This window comes from uncultured Prevotella sp. (genome assembly GCF_946407605.1).
GTDB lineage: Bacteria > Bacteroidota > Bacteroidia > Bacteroidales > Bacteroidaceae > Prevotella.
Genome location: NZ_CAMJOS010000028.1, coordinates 1 through 14,049, shown reverse-complemented (window position 1 = coordinate 14,049; position 14,049 = coordinate 1). Strand labels below are relative to the sequence as shown.

Genomic DNA, 14,049 nt, shown 5'->3' with positions numbered 1-14,049 from the left:
CCCTATATAGCCCCTATTATAGGCCCTATATAGGGGCTTTTTGTTTTTGTATGTTTGTACCTTTGCACCGTCAACGATTGATTGACAGTGTTATTTGACTTATTGATACATTATGGAAACAAAAATTTTAAAAGTGGTACGTCAGGGCGAGGCCTTTAGCGTACAGTCAAGTAAAAATGAGGCTGGCCAGATCCAGAAGTGCAACATTGTGCTGAAGGAGCTGGGCGGCGGCAAGTTTGAAAACGAGTATGTGTGCGCCATGCTGGGAAATCTGGCGGCGTGCAGGTTCTACGAAGGTGATGTGGTTGTGGCCACCCTTCGTTTCTCTACACACGAATATCAGGGACAGACGTTCCAAGAAATCTTAGTAACTGATATCGTAAAAATAAACAGCTAACAAAAAGTTTAATCGGGTCGAAGGCGTGAACGGAGAAAACGTATCTGGATGTAATTGAGCTCAAACTAAAATCTTCGCTTTTCTCCTGACACTCACAAATTTCGAAACGATTATTATGGAAAAAATTATTATTACAACAGAGAAACAGATAATGCTCGATGGTCTTTTGACTTTAGGCATGTTGGAAAACGGACTCAAGACGGCAGACTTTATGTGCTGCGAGGATGTTGAGATGCAGGCGTTCTCAGGAACTTTCAAGGTGGAGATCAAGCGTGACGGCAATGTGTATATGACGGAAAAGCCCAAGCGCATACGCAACAAGGCCCTCTTCCGCGATGATAACGCTTCGCTGTCGCAAGGACAGGATAAGAGGTGGTACTTCTACTTCTCGCTCGACGAGGATCAGTTGGAGCAGTTGCCCGAGAAGCTGGTAAGGCAGGCCGGAGCGATAGCAAGAAAGGTGATACGTGAATTGATTTTGAAACAGCAGGCAGTATGAGTGTATTCGAGATTTACAAAGGCGATGGTGGCGCAAAGTTTATGCGCCCCATCCATTCGAGAGAGGAGTATCTGCAGAGCCGCAACAGCGAGAAACAACAGCAGACATTGAAGGCTGTCCGTTCGGGTGAAGAAAGTCGTAAGTCGCAGCTGGTGCAGATGAACTACAGTTGCCTGCCTAATGAGGATGGCACGCTGAAAGGCTCGAAGTGTATGAGCACGACGGTAGGGATGGATATTGACCACTTGACGAAAGAGGAGATGCCTGTAGTTCGTGAGCGCATCCTCGCCAAGAAGGATGAACTGGGCCTGCTAATGCTGGAGGAGAGTGCCCGAGGGGCTGGCTATCATCTGGTGTTTAAGCGTCGCCCTGAGTTAGACCAAGTGGATAATTTGAAGTGGGCATCGGAACTGCTGGAGGTTGCTTATGATGCCCAGGCAAAGGACATTACCCGCGTGTTTTTTACCACTACTGAGCAGGAGCTGATTTATTTGGATGATGCGATATTCAGACTCACCCCCAGCCCCTCTCTGCTTAGAGAGGGGAGTACTCGAAATGAAGATGTTGCAGCGTTGCAGTGTTGCAGTTCAAATCCGAACTATCCGTGTCCAGTACCCTACGACCCTGAAGCGAGGTACAACGGGGTACTGTATGCGGACATCATCGCGAAGTATTGGGAATTGTTCAATGGTGGCAAGGAACCTGTGGAGGGCGACCGTAATGCGCTGACATTTGAACTGGCGGTGACCATCCGAAGCATCTGCGGCTACTCGCTGGAAAAACTGATGCAGGTTATTCCCAACTACTGGGCAAAAAGTACACAAAAAGAACCGTCCCCTTTGTGTACTTCTGAGGAAGAGGCAGAGTGGCGCAAGACCATTGAGAATGCGCTGAAGGAGCCGCGCAAGGGTATGCCTTACAGGTTGAAGCAGGTGCTACAGTCGTTGAAGTCGCAGCAGGCAGTCAAGGCTTGTGGTGGTACGCTGACTACGCCACCAGCAATGCCCAAGAAGTTGCCGCCGCTGATTAGGCTGTTGACGAAGAACGTCCCCTGGTTCTACAAGCCCGCTGTGGCCAATGCGGTATTCCCTGGGCTGGGTGCTCATCTGCACGGGGTGAAGTTCCGCTACTGGGATAACGTGGAGCACGAGGCTACCTTCATGAACGTCCTGATAGGTCGTCAGAGTATCGGTAAAGGCACCATCAAAAAGCCTATCGAGTACATCATGGAGGACATCAAGCAGCGCGACCAGCCTAACCGTCAGCGCGAGGCTGATTGGAAGCAGAAGAACCCGGGCGCGAAGCAGAAGAAAGACCCGAGACCAACTGATATTTGTATTCAGATGTTGATTGATAATTTGACAGACGCTGTCTTTAATCAGCGCATCGTAGATGCCAACAACAACGGTCAGCGATTTATCTATACGATTGTTGACGAGATAGAGGGGTTGAAGAAGGTGACATCGAAGGGTACGGTGGATGAGGTAGGCTTGCTGATCAGAAAAGCCTTTGACAATTCTGATGCCGGCCAGGAGCGCGTAGGGGCCGATTCGGTCAGCGGTATAGCACCCTTAAGGTGGAACTTTAACGCGTCAACGACCCCTCCCAATGCAAAGAAATTTTTCTTGCGAATGGTGAATGACGGTACCGTGAGCCGACTGGATGTATCGACCATTATTAGGACTGATGAGGACGATGATGCGGAGCCTATTCTGGGCATCTACGACCACACGTTTGCCGCAGAACTGAAGCCCTACATCGACCGCCTGGAGGCAGCTAACGGACTGATTGAATGCCCTCAATCAAAGAAGTTGTCGCTAGAGATGAAGCAGGAGAACAAGGATGCTGCAAAGCTCTATGAGAGCGAAGCCTACCGCGTGTTCAGTTATCGTGCCAACGTGATTGCCTGGCTGAAAGGAATGGTGCTCTATGTGGCTCACGGCTACAAGTGGTCGAAGGAGATCGCGGATTTTGTTAGGTGGACTCAGCAGTACAACCTCTGGTGCAAGATGCTGTATTTTGGTCAGCAGCTGGAGAAAGAACTGCGTGAGGAAATTGAAATTCAGCGTCAGTCTGGCCCTCAGAACCTGCTGGAACTGTTGTCCGATGAGTTCACTAAAGACCAGTACCGACAAATGCGTCAGCAACAGGGCAAGAGCGGTAGCGGTGACGGCACATTGCGCAGTTGGCAGAGTCGCGGGTACATTGTCTATGACGAGGTCTCAGGACGATACGTGAAGACGGAATCGTACAAGAAGAAGTTTTCAACTAATTGAGAATTGAAAATTGAGAATTATGATTAGAGTTGAAAATAATCAAGAATGCTTCGTGGTGCTCTGGCGTAAGCTGGAGCGCACGAGGCAGCTCCTCCGAGGGCAATGCAAGCGATTCTGCATCCGTCGTATTCTGAAGTCGTGGTTTCCTGCCGAAGCCAACGATGACTTTATCTGGAAGGTGTGCAACCTCTGCGATCAAGCAGGCTGGGACGAGTTGCAGGCACCTTCGCTCTATCCCCGTAAGCATCGTGAATTACTCCGTGCTATCGTATCTCTCAAAACGGGCATCAGCTTCTACAAGATAAACCTGAAAGCCCTCGATAAAGCCTACAGCATCGCTTTCCCTGAAAGCACGCCAATTAACGTAAACAAGAAGTTAAGAGTTAAGAAGTTATGACTAATGTAGAAATCAACAAGCAAGCACGACTCTCCCAGCATTTCACGCTGGGGGAGCTCTGCAAGACAAGTGCGAACTTAGAGAACGTGCCCAACGAGGCACAAGTAAATAACCTGAAGCGCCTCTGCGGCTGGCTGGAAGAGCTGAGAAGAAGACCCTCCCCCAGCCCCTCCCTGCTTAGGGAGGGGAGTGAAGAGCCAATCATCATTAATAGTGGATATAGGAGTCCAGAGGTGAATAGGGCAGTAGGGGGCGTACCGGATTCGAATCACCTGACGGGGTGTGCTGTGGATATCCACGTTACAGGCCTCGAACAACTCATCCATTATGCTAGCACTCTGCTGGATATCAGCGATGAGAGGCAAGAGGACTTCGACGAGTTATTGTTAGAGCGTTCACCCAGGGGCACCTATTGGCTGCACTTTGCAGTAAGGCCAAGTGGCAACAGGCGCAGGGTACGTTTAATACAGACATAAATACCAAGTGCCGCAACAATAGCAACAATTATTGAAAAAAGTTGGGGAAAAAGTTGCGAGTGTCGAAAATAATTTGTATCTTTGCAAAAGATTTCCCAATTATTAACTTAAACAATGTATTACGTATGAAGAAGAAATTTATTTGCGCCGTTTGTGGATATATCTATGAAGGCGATGCAGCTCCCGAGAAGTGCCCCATCTGTAAGGCTCCTGCTTCGAAGTTCAGCGAACTGAAGGACGAGGGTGAGACCACCTACGCTACCGTTCACCGCATTGGCGACGGCAAGCCCGAGGGTGTGAGCCAAGAGATGATAGACGACCTGCGCAACCACTTCAATGGTGAGTGCGGCGAGGTGGGTATGTATCTGGCTATGGCCCGTCAGGCCGACCGTGAGGGCTATCCCGAGATTGCTGAGGCCTTCAAGCGCTATGCCTTCGAGGAGGCTGACCACGCCTCTCGCTTTGCCGAGCTGCTGGGCGAGTGCGTATGGGACACGAAGACCAACCTGGAGAAGCGCGCTGCTGCTGAGGCTGGTGCCTGCGAGGATAAGTTCCGCATTGCCAAGAACGCGAAGGCTGCCGGTTTCGACGCTATTCACGACACCGTTCACGAGATGGCGAAGGACGAGGCTCGTCACGGAGCTGGCTTTGCCGGACTGCTGAAGAGGTACTTTGGTAAGTAAGGTGAAGGCTGCGAAAGCAGACTGGACTAAAAGTAAAAAGGAGGAAACAATAAAATGAGGAAAAGTCCGTTTTATCTGTATATGATAAGACGGCTTTTTCTTTTTCTCGCTATAATGGCGGCGGTGGTGGCGTGTGAGGACGACGACACGTTTACCTCCAGCACGTCGGCACGACTGACGATGGGTGTTGACTCGGTGAAGATGGATACGGTGTTTTCGTCCATCGGGTCGCGCACCTACGACTTCTGGGTGTATAACAACGCCGACGACGGCATCAGGCTGAAGAGCGTGAGGCTGAAGCAGGGCAACCAGACGGGCTTCCGCGTGAACGTGGACGGCACGTATCTGGACAACAGCATGGGCTCGATAGTCAGCGACCTGGAGGTGCGCAAGAACGACAGCATTCGCGTGTTTGTGGAGCTGACGGCACCTGAGAACGGACAGCTGGAGCCTCAACTGATAGAGGACGAGCTGATATTCAAGCTGGAGAGCGGGGTAGAGCAGCGCGTGGTGCTGCAGGGTCACGCCTGGGATGCAATCTTTATGCGCGATGTGGTGGTGAAGAGCGACTCGCTGATAGAGAGCCAGCGGCCGGTGGTGGTGTATGGCGGTCTGCGCGTTGACAGCGCGGTGACGCTGACCATTAGAAACACGACGATGTATTTCCACGACGGCAAGGGCATTGAGGTGTATGGACGCCTGGTGACCGACAGCGTGGTGATGCGCGGCGACCGTCTGGACTATATGTTCGACTACCTGCCATACGACCGTGTGAGTGGTCAGTGGGGGCAGACTGGCGGTGTCGTAATCCGCTCATCGTCAACGAATAACATATTGAGAGCTACAGAAATACGTAATGCTGGAAAATTTGGCGTTGTGTGCGACTCGGCCGCCTTCGACGACCAGGTGTACAGGCTGGATATGGAGCGCTGCGTGGTGCATAACTGCGCCGGAGCGGGTGTGGTGAGCTTCAACGCCAACATCAGGCTCTACCAGTGTCTGGTGTCGAACATGAAGGGCGACTGCGTGCAGGTGGTGGGCGGACTGGCCGACATCAGGCGTTGCACGCTGGCACAGTTCTATCCCTTTGCCGGCGGTCGCGGCGCGGCCTTGCGCTTCCACAACAAGATGCCGCTCTACGGACTGCTGTGCGACAGTAGCATCGTGACGGGCTATGAGGATGATGTGGTGATGGGCGAGCAAACGGATACAACGAATGTGTTTGCCTATATGTTCCACAACTCATTGCTGCGCACGCCGAAGGTGGAGCCCAGCGATAGCGACAGCATTACCTTTGTGAATATTCTTTGGGAGACGCCCAAAGACTCCATACAGGGAAAGATGCACTTCAAACTCGTGGACGAGGAGAACCTGAAGTACGACTTCCACCTGGATTCGGTATCGACAGCCCAAGGTTGGGGCTGCTATTAACTCTTTTTTAGAACTCAGTAAACGAGAGCGGCATGAGGTGACTGATGCCATCCATCACGTAGATGCGGTTGCGCCCATAGAGCAGGATGCGGATGGGGCGCTGGAAACGCGTCTCGGTCTCGATGAGCACCTGACGACAGGTGCCGCAAGGGCTCACGGGCTCGGCTGTGAGGTTGCCGTTGGGCTCGCGGGCTGCGATGGCAATCTTTTCTACGGCGGCATTGGGATACTGAGCGCCAGCAGCGAAGATGGCCGACCGCTCGGCACAGATGCCGGCAGGGAAGGCCGCATTCTCCTGATTACAGCCTGGCAGCACCTCGCCATTGTCGAGCTGCACGGCGGCACCCACGCAGAAGTGTGAGTACCTGGCGTAGCTGTTGTTGGTCGACTCGATGGCTTTCTGCACCAGATACTGTTCGTCGCTGGGCAGCTCGTCCATCTGACACTCCATGATGACGGGTTTTAGGTTCAGTTCTTTCATATTTTCGGTTTAAGATATTTTCCTGTGATACTCTCCTTGCACTGGGCCACCTCCTCGGGCGTTCCGGCCACCACGAGGTTGCCGCCGCGATCGCCGCCGTCAGGTCCCAGGTCTATAACGTGGTCGGCCAGCTTGATGACGTCCATATTGTGCTCGATAATCAGCACCGTGTGGCCACGCGCTATCAGGGCGTCGAGCGACGACATGAGGCGCTTGATATCGTGGAAATGCAGACCCGTAGTGGGCTCGTCGAAGATGAAGAGCGTGGGCTCCTGCTTCTCCTGACCAATGAAGTAGGCCAGTTTTACGCGCTGGTTCTCACCGCCCGACAGCGTGCTGGAGTTCTGGCCCAGGCGGATATAGCCCAGACCTACGTCCTCGAGGGGCTTCAGGCGGTTGACGATGGTCTTCTGCTTATGCTGTCCGAAGAACTCGATGGCCTCGGAGATGGTCATATTCAGCACGTCGTCGATGTTCTTGCCCTCGTAGCGCACATCGAGGATGTCGTGCTTGAAACGCTTACCGTGACAGGCTTCGCACTCGAGCACCAAGTCGGCCATAAACTGCATCTCTACGGTGATGGTGCCTGCGCCCTTGCACTCGTCGCAACGGCCACCGTCGGCGTTGAACGAGAAATACTGCGGGCTGAAGCCCATCTGCTGCGACAGTGGCTGTTCGGCATAGAGGTCTCGGATGGCGTCGTAGGCTTTCACATAGGTGGCGGGATTAGAGCGTGAGGACTTGCCGATGGGGTTCTGGTCTACAAACTCGATGCGACGGATAGCGTCGATATCGCCGCCCAGACTGGTGTATTCGCCTGGTGCATCGCACATATCGCCCAAGTGGCGCCTGAGGGCGGGGTAGAGGATACCCTTGATGAGTGACGACTTGCCGCTGCCCGAGACGCCTGTGACCACCGTGAGCACGTTGAGCGGTATCTGCACGTTGATGCCGCGCAGGTTGTTCATGCGGGCCCCGAGAATGTCGATGTGGCGGTTCCAGGGGCGTCGCGAGGTGGGTACGGGAATGGTTTCCTTGCCGCTGAGATAGTCGAGGGTGTGGCTTGGTTTAGAGTTTGCTGCCGCCATTGATGACTGCGCAGACGGAGAGGCGGTAGCAAACTCTCCATTCTCCATTCTACACTCTCCACTAAAGACTATCTCGCCACCCAGGCGACCCGCATCGGGACCTACGTCGATGAGATAGTCAGCCTGGCGGATAATCTCCTCATCGTGCTCAACCACCACCACTGTGTTGCCCAAGGCTTGCAGTTCGCGCAGCACGTGAACCAGTCGGTCTGTGTCGCGAGAGTGCAGTCCGATGCTGGGCTCGTCGAGGATGTAGAGCGAGCCCACAAGACTGGAACCGAGCGATGTGCAGAGGTTGATACGCTGGCTCTCACCACCCGAGAGTGAGTTAGACAAACGGTTGAGCGTCAGATAGCCAAGTCCCACGTCCAGAAGGAATTGCAATCGTGACTTAATCTCGATGAGCAGTCGTTTTGCTACCTCAGCATCGTGCTCGTTAAGCTCCAGATGGGCGAACCAATCCTGCAGTCGAACCACAGGCATCTGCACCAAATCGGTGATGCTGTGACCGTCGATTTTGACGTAGTTGGCCTCGGGCTTCAGACGTGAACCTCTACACGTAGGACAAGCGGTCTTACCCCTGTAGCGGCTCAGCATGACGCGATACTGAATTTTATATTGGTTGTCCTTGACCATCTCGAAGAACGAGTCGATGCAAGGCTTTTCTTTCTCGTTGTGGTCGCAGGGCAGCCCGTGCCACAGCCAGTCTTTCTGTTGCTGGGTGAGGTTGTAGTAGGGCTCGAAGATGGGGAAGTCGTCGATGGCCGCATGGCGGATGAACCAGTTCTTCCATTCGCCCATTTTCTCACCGTGCCAGGGAACCACGCAGCCGTCGTAGACCGACAGCGACGTGTTGGGGATGACCAGATGTTCGTCGATGCCGATGATGCTGCCAAAGCCCTGACACTCAGGACAGGCGCCGGCGGGCGAGTTAAAGGAGAACAGCTGGTCGGTGGGCTCTTCAAAGGTGATGCCGTCGGCCTCGAAACGGGTGGAGAAGTCATAACATAGTCCTGAGGGCAGGAACAGCAGGCGCATCTCGCCCTGACCCTCGTAGAACGCCGTCTCGGACGAGTCGACCAGGCGGGCGATATTGTCCTTAGAGTCGTCAACCGACAGGCGGTCGATAACGAGGAACAGTCGTCCCACATGAGACACCGCAGGGTCTGGTGATACGATATAGTCCAGATAATCGTCAATCCTAACTATCTCATTATCAACGCAGATGCGGCTGTAGCCCTGCAGGATGCAGGCCTTGAGCTGCTGCTCGGTGGTGCGGCCCTCCTGAACCTTCAAGGGTGCCAGCACCATAAACTTGGTGCCCTGAGAGAACTCCAGCATCTTGCTGATGACGTCCTCGGTGGTGTGCTTGCGCACCTCTTCGCCGCTGACAGGAGAAAAGGTGTGGCCTATGCGAGCAAAGAGCAGGCGCAAGTATTCGTAGATTTCGGTAGAGGTGCCTACGGTACTGCGGGGATTGCGCGCAATGACCTTCTGCTCGATGGCGATGGCGGGCGGAATGCCGCGAATGAAGTCGCACTCGGGCTTGTTCATGCGCCCAAGGAACTGTCGTGCATAGCTGGACAGACTCTCCACATAGCGGCGCTGACCCTCGGCATAGAGCGTGTCGAATGCCAACGACGACTTACCCGAGCCAGAGACGCCGGCGATGACGATGAACTTATTGCGGGGTATGCGCACGTCAACATTCTTGAGGTTGTTGACGCGCGCTCCCTTGATTTCTATGTATGACTGACTCACCTTATATTAATAATGAGTATTAGAGTGACTTGAGAACCAACAGCAGGTGATCCCATACCATCTGCACGGTGGGGATATACAGACGCTCGTCGGGCGTGTGGACATCGCGAAGGGTGGGGCCGAACGAAATCATGTCGATGTTGGGATAGCGCTCGGAGAACAGACCGCACTCAAGACCGGCGTGAATGCCGCGCACAATGGGCTCCTTACCGAAGAGCTGTTTGTAGGTGGCAACGACGGTGTCGCGCAGCTTACTCTCGGCACGCATCTTCCAGGCGGGATAGCCGTCGCTGCTGTGGGCTTCGGCACCTGCCAGTTGGAAGGTAGCCACGATGGTGGCGCACATATTGTCGAGATTAGACATCACGTTAGAACGCTGCGACGAGAGGATGTTGATCTCGGTCTCGGAAGAGTGGATGGCAGCGATATTGCTCGAGGTCTCGACCATTCCGTTGAGCTCGGGGTCCTGACAAATGGCGTAGATGCCGTTGTCAATGGCCTGCAGCGCCCACACGAAGTTCTTGGCCACCTGAGCCTCGATGACGGGTTCGGCATCGGCAGACTCCATTGTCCACACCATCTGGGTGTCGGTCACGTGGAACTCGTCCTCCACCTGTGCGGCAAACACGTTCCAGTCGGCCTTTACGTTCTCTTTCACATCGTTAGGAACGGCAATGACGAACTGTCCGTCGCGAGGAATAGCATTGTGCAGCTTACCTGAATCGAACTGTGCCAGACGCACACCCTCGTAGCGGTTCATGGTCTGGAACAGGAAACGGCCTAAGAGTTTGATGGCATTGGCGCGCTTCTTATTGATATCGTCGCCAGAGTGTCCACCCGTGAGACCCTTGAGCTGGGCACGCAGGAAGAACGAACCGGCAGGAGCCTCTTCGCGCTTGAAGGTGAACTTGGCCTGTGTGTTGCGGCCACCGGCACAGCTGACGAACATCTCGCCCTCGTCCTCAGAGTCGAGGTTGATGAGGTAATCGCCCGTCATGAAGCCGGCCTTCATGCCCTCGGCACCAGACAAACCTGTCTCCTCATCGCGGGTGAAGACACACTCCAGCGGACCGTGTTCAATGTCGTCGGCCTCGAGGATGGCCAGCTCGATGGCGCAGCCGATACCGTCGTCGGCACCCAGCGTGGTGCCTTTGGCGCGCAGCCACTCACCATCGACATAAGTCTGGATGGCATCCTTGTTGAAGTCGAAGTCCACATCGACCAGCTTGTCGCACACCATATCCATGTGGCTCTGCAGAATCACCGTCTTACGGTTCTCGTAGCCTTTGGTGGCCGGTTTGCGTATGAGCACATTGCCCGTTTCGTCGACTTTGGTCTCCAACTGATGGCTCTCACCCCACTGCTTAAGGTATTCAATCATCTTCTCTTCGTGCTTCGAAGGGCGGGGGATTTCGTTAATCTTTGCAAACTGCTCGAATACTGAGGCAGGTTTTAAGTCACTTTTATTCATTTTTAATGTTTTAATTTTTAATGTTTGATATTAAATGCGTAACTTTGCACCCGCAAAAGTAGTAAAAATGAATGAAATAATCGCAATAAGCACGTTAATAATTGCTATCTCGATGGCATTTTTGTGCATAAAACTGGTTTTTCGCAAGGATGGACGCTTTTCTTCGCAGCATATTCACGACTCGAAGGCGATGCGAGAGAGAGGTATTCACTGTGTGATGGACCAAGATCGCGAACAGCGGACAAAGAGTCGGCTGGCTGTAAAAGAAAGAAACAATTAAATCAATAACGTCACAATGAAAAAGAACATTTTCCGTGCTTTCGCACTTCTGGCTGTTGCCGGACTGATGAACGCTTGTAACAACTCTGCTCCTAAAATGGACGAACCTGCTGCCGACAATGCAGCACAGCCTTCTGGCATGCGTATCGCATACATCGAGATTGACTCGCTGACCTCACAATATGAGTTTGCCAAGCAGATGTCGCTCGAACTCGAGAAGAAGGGTACCAACGCCCGCAACACCATCCAGAGCAAGAGTCAGCAGTTTGAACGTAAGGCTCAGGCCTTCCAGCAGAAACTGCAGAGCAACGGCTTCACCAGTCGCGAACAGGCTGAGGCTGAGCAGGCCAGTCTGCAGCGTGAACAGGAGAACATCCTGGCATTGCAGCAGCGTCTGGAGAAGGAGCTGGCCAACGAGCAGCAGAAGTTCCTGCAGGCCCTGCAGGATAGTCTGGACAATTTCCTGGCTGACTATAACAAGGACAAGAAGTACGACATGATTGTCAACAAGGCTGCTGTGCTCTATGCCGATCAGCGTTTTGACATTACCGCCGAGGTGGTGAATGGCATGAACAAGCGCTACAACAAGGACGCTGCTCCTGCTGATTCAACCAAAACGAAGTAAAAGGTAAGAAGTAAGAGTTTCCGATGACGCTGATTATCGTACTGCTATTGCTGCTCAGCTATCTGCTGATTGCGACCACACATCTCACGGGTGTGAACAAGGCTGCCATCAGCATCTTCCTGGCAGCCATAGGGTGGGTGGTCTATATCATCTGGGGAACTGACTTCGTGATGGATATGCACCCGGGAGCCTATGCGGAATTCCTGGGCGAAGAGACCGCTAGCAGCGATGCCGTTAAGAACTTTATCTATGACAGCATCTTCCTGAAATACGTGGGAAAGGCTGCTGCCATTGTGATGTACCTGTTAGCTACAATGTCGATTATCGAGATACTGAATACCAACGGGTGCTTCGACTTCATTAACGAATGGATTAGGACACGTAATCCTAACCGTCTGCTGTGGACCATCACGCTGGCCACATTCATCCTGTCGGCTAACCTGGACAATCTCACCACGACCATCGTGATGCTGGTCATCATGCATAGCATCGTGAAGAGTCGTCCGCAAAGGATGCTCATCGGCTCGGCCATCGTGCTGGCTGCCGTCTGTGGCGGTTGCTTCACGGTGATTGGAGACCCAACGGGACTCTTGTTGTGGGCTAACGAGGCGGTGACGGCTACCGAGTTTTCGGCATATCTGGCTCTGCCGGCTATCGTGGCCTGGGTGGTGCCTACCTATCTGATTAGCCGTCGGTTGCCCAGCCGTATTGACATAGAGTGGGGCTTTGCTCCCTTCCGTGGCGACGATACGCGACTGAACCGCTGGCAGCGCATGCTGATGCTGGTGGTAGGTATCGGTGGACTGTGGTTCGTGCCTACGTTCCTGAGTATTACGCGGTTGCCCGCCTTCCTCGGCGCACTGGTGGTGCTGGCCCTGCTGTGGGTGGTCAACGAGGCGTTTAACCGCAAACTGATGAATACCGACCAGACGTCGCAGCGACGTATTCCGCGTGTCATACAGTATGAGGCCATACAGCAGATGCTCTTTGTGATGGGTATCATGCTGGGTCTGGGAGTCGTTACCGAGACGGGCGTCTTTACCGATGTGGCCGACTGGGTGGATGAAACGTTTGGCAACCTGTGGATTGTAGGTGTGTTGGCTGGTATCATCAGCAGTCTGGTGGATTCGTTCACTATCGCTGCCTCTGGTATTTCAATGTATGATGTGTGGAATGCAGGCGACTATGCCCAGAACGGACTCTACTGGAAGATCATCGCCTATTGTACGGCGGTGGGAGGCTGTCTGCTTTCTGTGGGCAGCGTGTGCGGCCTGGCCCTGATGAAGATGGAGCATATCCATTTCGGGTGGTACTTCAAGAACATCTCGTTCAAGGTGCTGCTGGGCTGGTTGCTGGGACTGGCTGTCCTTGGAGCAGAGGTCCTGTGTTTTGTGTAAAGCGAACAAAAATAACATATTTATTATTTAATTCAAGAAAACGACTATGGAGAAAAGTGCATTGCAGATTGCAAGAGCCGCCTATCAGCCCAAACTGCCTAAGGCTTTGCAGGGCGCTGTGAAGGTGAAAGAAGGTGCTGCCACCCAGAGTGTGGCCGATCAGGAGGAAATCAAGAAATTGTTCCCCAACACTTACGGTATGCCTATCGTGGAGTTTGAACCCGCTACCGAGGCCAACACAACGAAGATGAATGTTGGTGTCATCCTTTCTGGTGGTCAGGCTCCTGGCGGACACAACGTCATCACAGGTCTGTTCGACCAGATTAAGAAGCTGAACCCCGAGAACCGTCTGTTCGGTTTCATCCTGGGTCCTGGCGGTCTGGTAGATCATAACTACATGGAGCTCACAGCCGATATCATCGACGAATATCGTAACACTGGTGGTTTCGATATGATCGGCTCTGGTCGTACCAAGCTGGAGAAGGTAGAGCAGTTTGAGAAGGGTCTCGAGATTATCCGCGAGCTGAACATCAAGGCTATCGTGATTATCGGTGGTGACGACTCTAACACCAACGCTTGTGTGCTGGCTGAGTACTATGCTGCCAAGAACTACGGCGTACAGGTAATCGGTTGTCCTAAGACCATCGACGGCGACCTGAAGAACGAGCAGATTGAGACCTCTTTCGGTTTCGATACCGCTTGTAAGACATACTCTGAGCTGATTGGTAACATTGAGCGCGACTGTAACTCTGCCCGTAAGTACTGGCACTTCATCAAGGTGATGGGTC

The 14,049-nt window shown here is 53.2% G+C and carries 14 protein-coding genes; 11 read left to right on the top strand and 3 right to left on the bottom strand.

Going from position 1 to position 14,049, the window contains the following annotated elements; all coding sequences use genetic code 11:
* Window positions 1–112: 112 nt before the first annotated feature.
* From Q0R57_RS11220 to Q0R57_RS11190, 7 genes are all read left to right on the top strand, one after another.
* A complete protein-coding gene (locus Q0R57_RS11220; RefSeq protein WP_294747519.1) occupies window positions 113–397 on the top strand; it encodes a hypothetical protein in 285 nt (94 codons plus the stop codon).
* A gap of 115 nt (window positions 398–512) precedes the next feature.
* Window positions 513–896, top strand: a complete 384-nt coding sequence (locus tag Q0R57_RS11215) for a hypothetical protein (RefSeq protein ID WP_294747516.1) — start codon at window positions 513–515, stop codon at window positions 894–896.
* Window positions 893–3,172: a hypothetical protein gene (locus Q0R57_RS11210; protein WP_294747514.1), complete on the top strand. Its 2,280-nt coding sequence runs from the start codon at window positions 893–895 to the stop codon at window positions 3,170–3,172. Before Q0R57_RS11215 ends, Q0R57_RS11210 begins: the two co-directional genes overlap by 4 nt.
* A 19-nt stretch (window positions 3,173–3,191) precedes the next feature.
* Window positions 3,192–3,569: a hypothetical protein gene (locus Q0R57_RS11205; protein ID WP_294747511.1), complete on the top strand. Its 378-nt coding sequence runs from the start codon at window positions 3,192–3,194 to the stop codon at window positions 3,567–3,569.
* Window positions 3,566–4,045: a D-Ala-D-Ala carboxypeptidase family metallohydrolase gene (locus Q0R57_RS11200; protein WP_294747509.1), complete on the top strand. Its 480-nt coding sequence runs from the start codon at window positions 3,566–3,568 to the stop codon at window positions 4,043–4,045. The genes Q0R57_RS11205 and Q0R57_RS11200 overlap by 4 nt, the downstream gene beginning before the upstream one ends.
* A gap of 125 nt (window positions 4,046–4,170) precedes the next feature.
* On the top strand, window positions 4,171–4,728 hold the full coding sequence (locus tag Q0R57_RS11195) for an NADH peroxidase (RefSeq protein ID WP_294747508.1): 558 nt from the start codon (window positions 4,171–4,173) through the stop codon (window positions 4,726–4,728).
* Between the two features lie 81 nt (window positions 4,729–4,809).
* Complete coding sequence (locus Q0R57_RS11190) at window positions 4,810–6,159, top strand: right-handed parallel beta-helix repeat-containing protein (RefSeq protein ID WP_294747505.1); 1,350 nt, start codon at window positions 4,810–4,812, stop codon at window positions 6,157–6,159.
* Between the two features lie 7 nt (window positions 6,160–6,166).
* On the opposite strand, the gene Q0R57_RS11185 is transcribed toward Q0R57_RS11190, so the two are convergent.
* The 3 genes from Q0R57_RS11185 to Q0R57_RS11175 are packed head-to-tail and all read right to left on the bottom strand — an operon-like array spanning window position 6,167 to window position 10,960.
* Entirely contained in the window at window positions 6,167–6,640 is a 474-nt protein-coding gene (locus Q0R57_RS11185) for a cytidine deaminase (RefSeq protein ID WP_294747502.1), read from the bottom strand.
* Entirely contained in the window at window positions 6,637–9,489 is a 2,853-nt protein-coding gene (gene uvrA, locus Q0R57_RS11180) for an excinuclease ABC subunit UvrA (RefSeq protein WP_294747499.1), read from the bottom strand. The genes Q0R57_RS11185 and uvrA overlap by 4 nt, the downstream gene beginning before the upstream one ends.
* A 19-nt stretch (window positions 9,490–9,508) precedes the next feature.
* Window positions 9,509–10,960: an aminoacyl-histidine dipeptidase gene (locus Q0R57_RS11175; protein ID WP_294747497.1), complete on the bottom strand. Its 1,452-nt coding sequence runs from the start codon at window positions 10,958–10,960 to the stop codon at window positions 9,509–9,511.
* 67 nt (window positions 10,961–11,027) lie between these two features.
* On the opposite strand from Q0R57_RS11175, the gene Q0R57_RS11170 reads away from it, so the two are divergent.
* The 4 genes from Q0R57_RS11170 to Q0R57_RS11155 form a co-directional block, all read left to right on the top strand.
* Window positions 11,028–11,240: a hypothetical protein gene (locus Q0R57_RS11170; protein WP_294747495.1), complete on the top strand. Its 213-nt coding sequence runs from the start codon at window positions 11,028–11,030 to the stop codon at window positions 11,238–11,240.
* 15 nt (window positions 11,241–11,255) lie between these two features.
* A complete protein-coding gene (locus tag Q0R57_RS11165; RefSeq protein ID WP_294747493.1) occupies window positions 11,256–11,864 on the top strand; it encodes an OmpH family outer membrane protein in 609 nt (202 codons plus the stop codon).
* 23 nt (window positions 11,865–11,887) lie between these two features.
* Window positions 11,888–13,261 carry a sodium:proton antiporter NhaD gene (gene nhaD / locus Q0R57_RS11160; protein ID WP_294747491.1) on the top strand — a complete coding sequence of 458 codons (1,374 nt, stop codon included), beginning with the start codon at window positions 11,888–11,890 and terminating at the stop codon, window positions 13,259–13,261.
* Between the two features lie 46 nt (window positions 13,262–13,307).
* On the top strand, window positions 13,308–14,049 hold a 742-nt coding region (locus Q0R57_RS11155; protein ID WP_294747488.1), incomplete at its 3' end, for a 6-phosphofructokinase.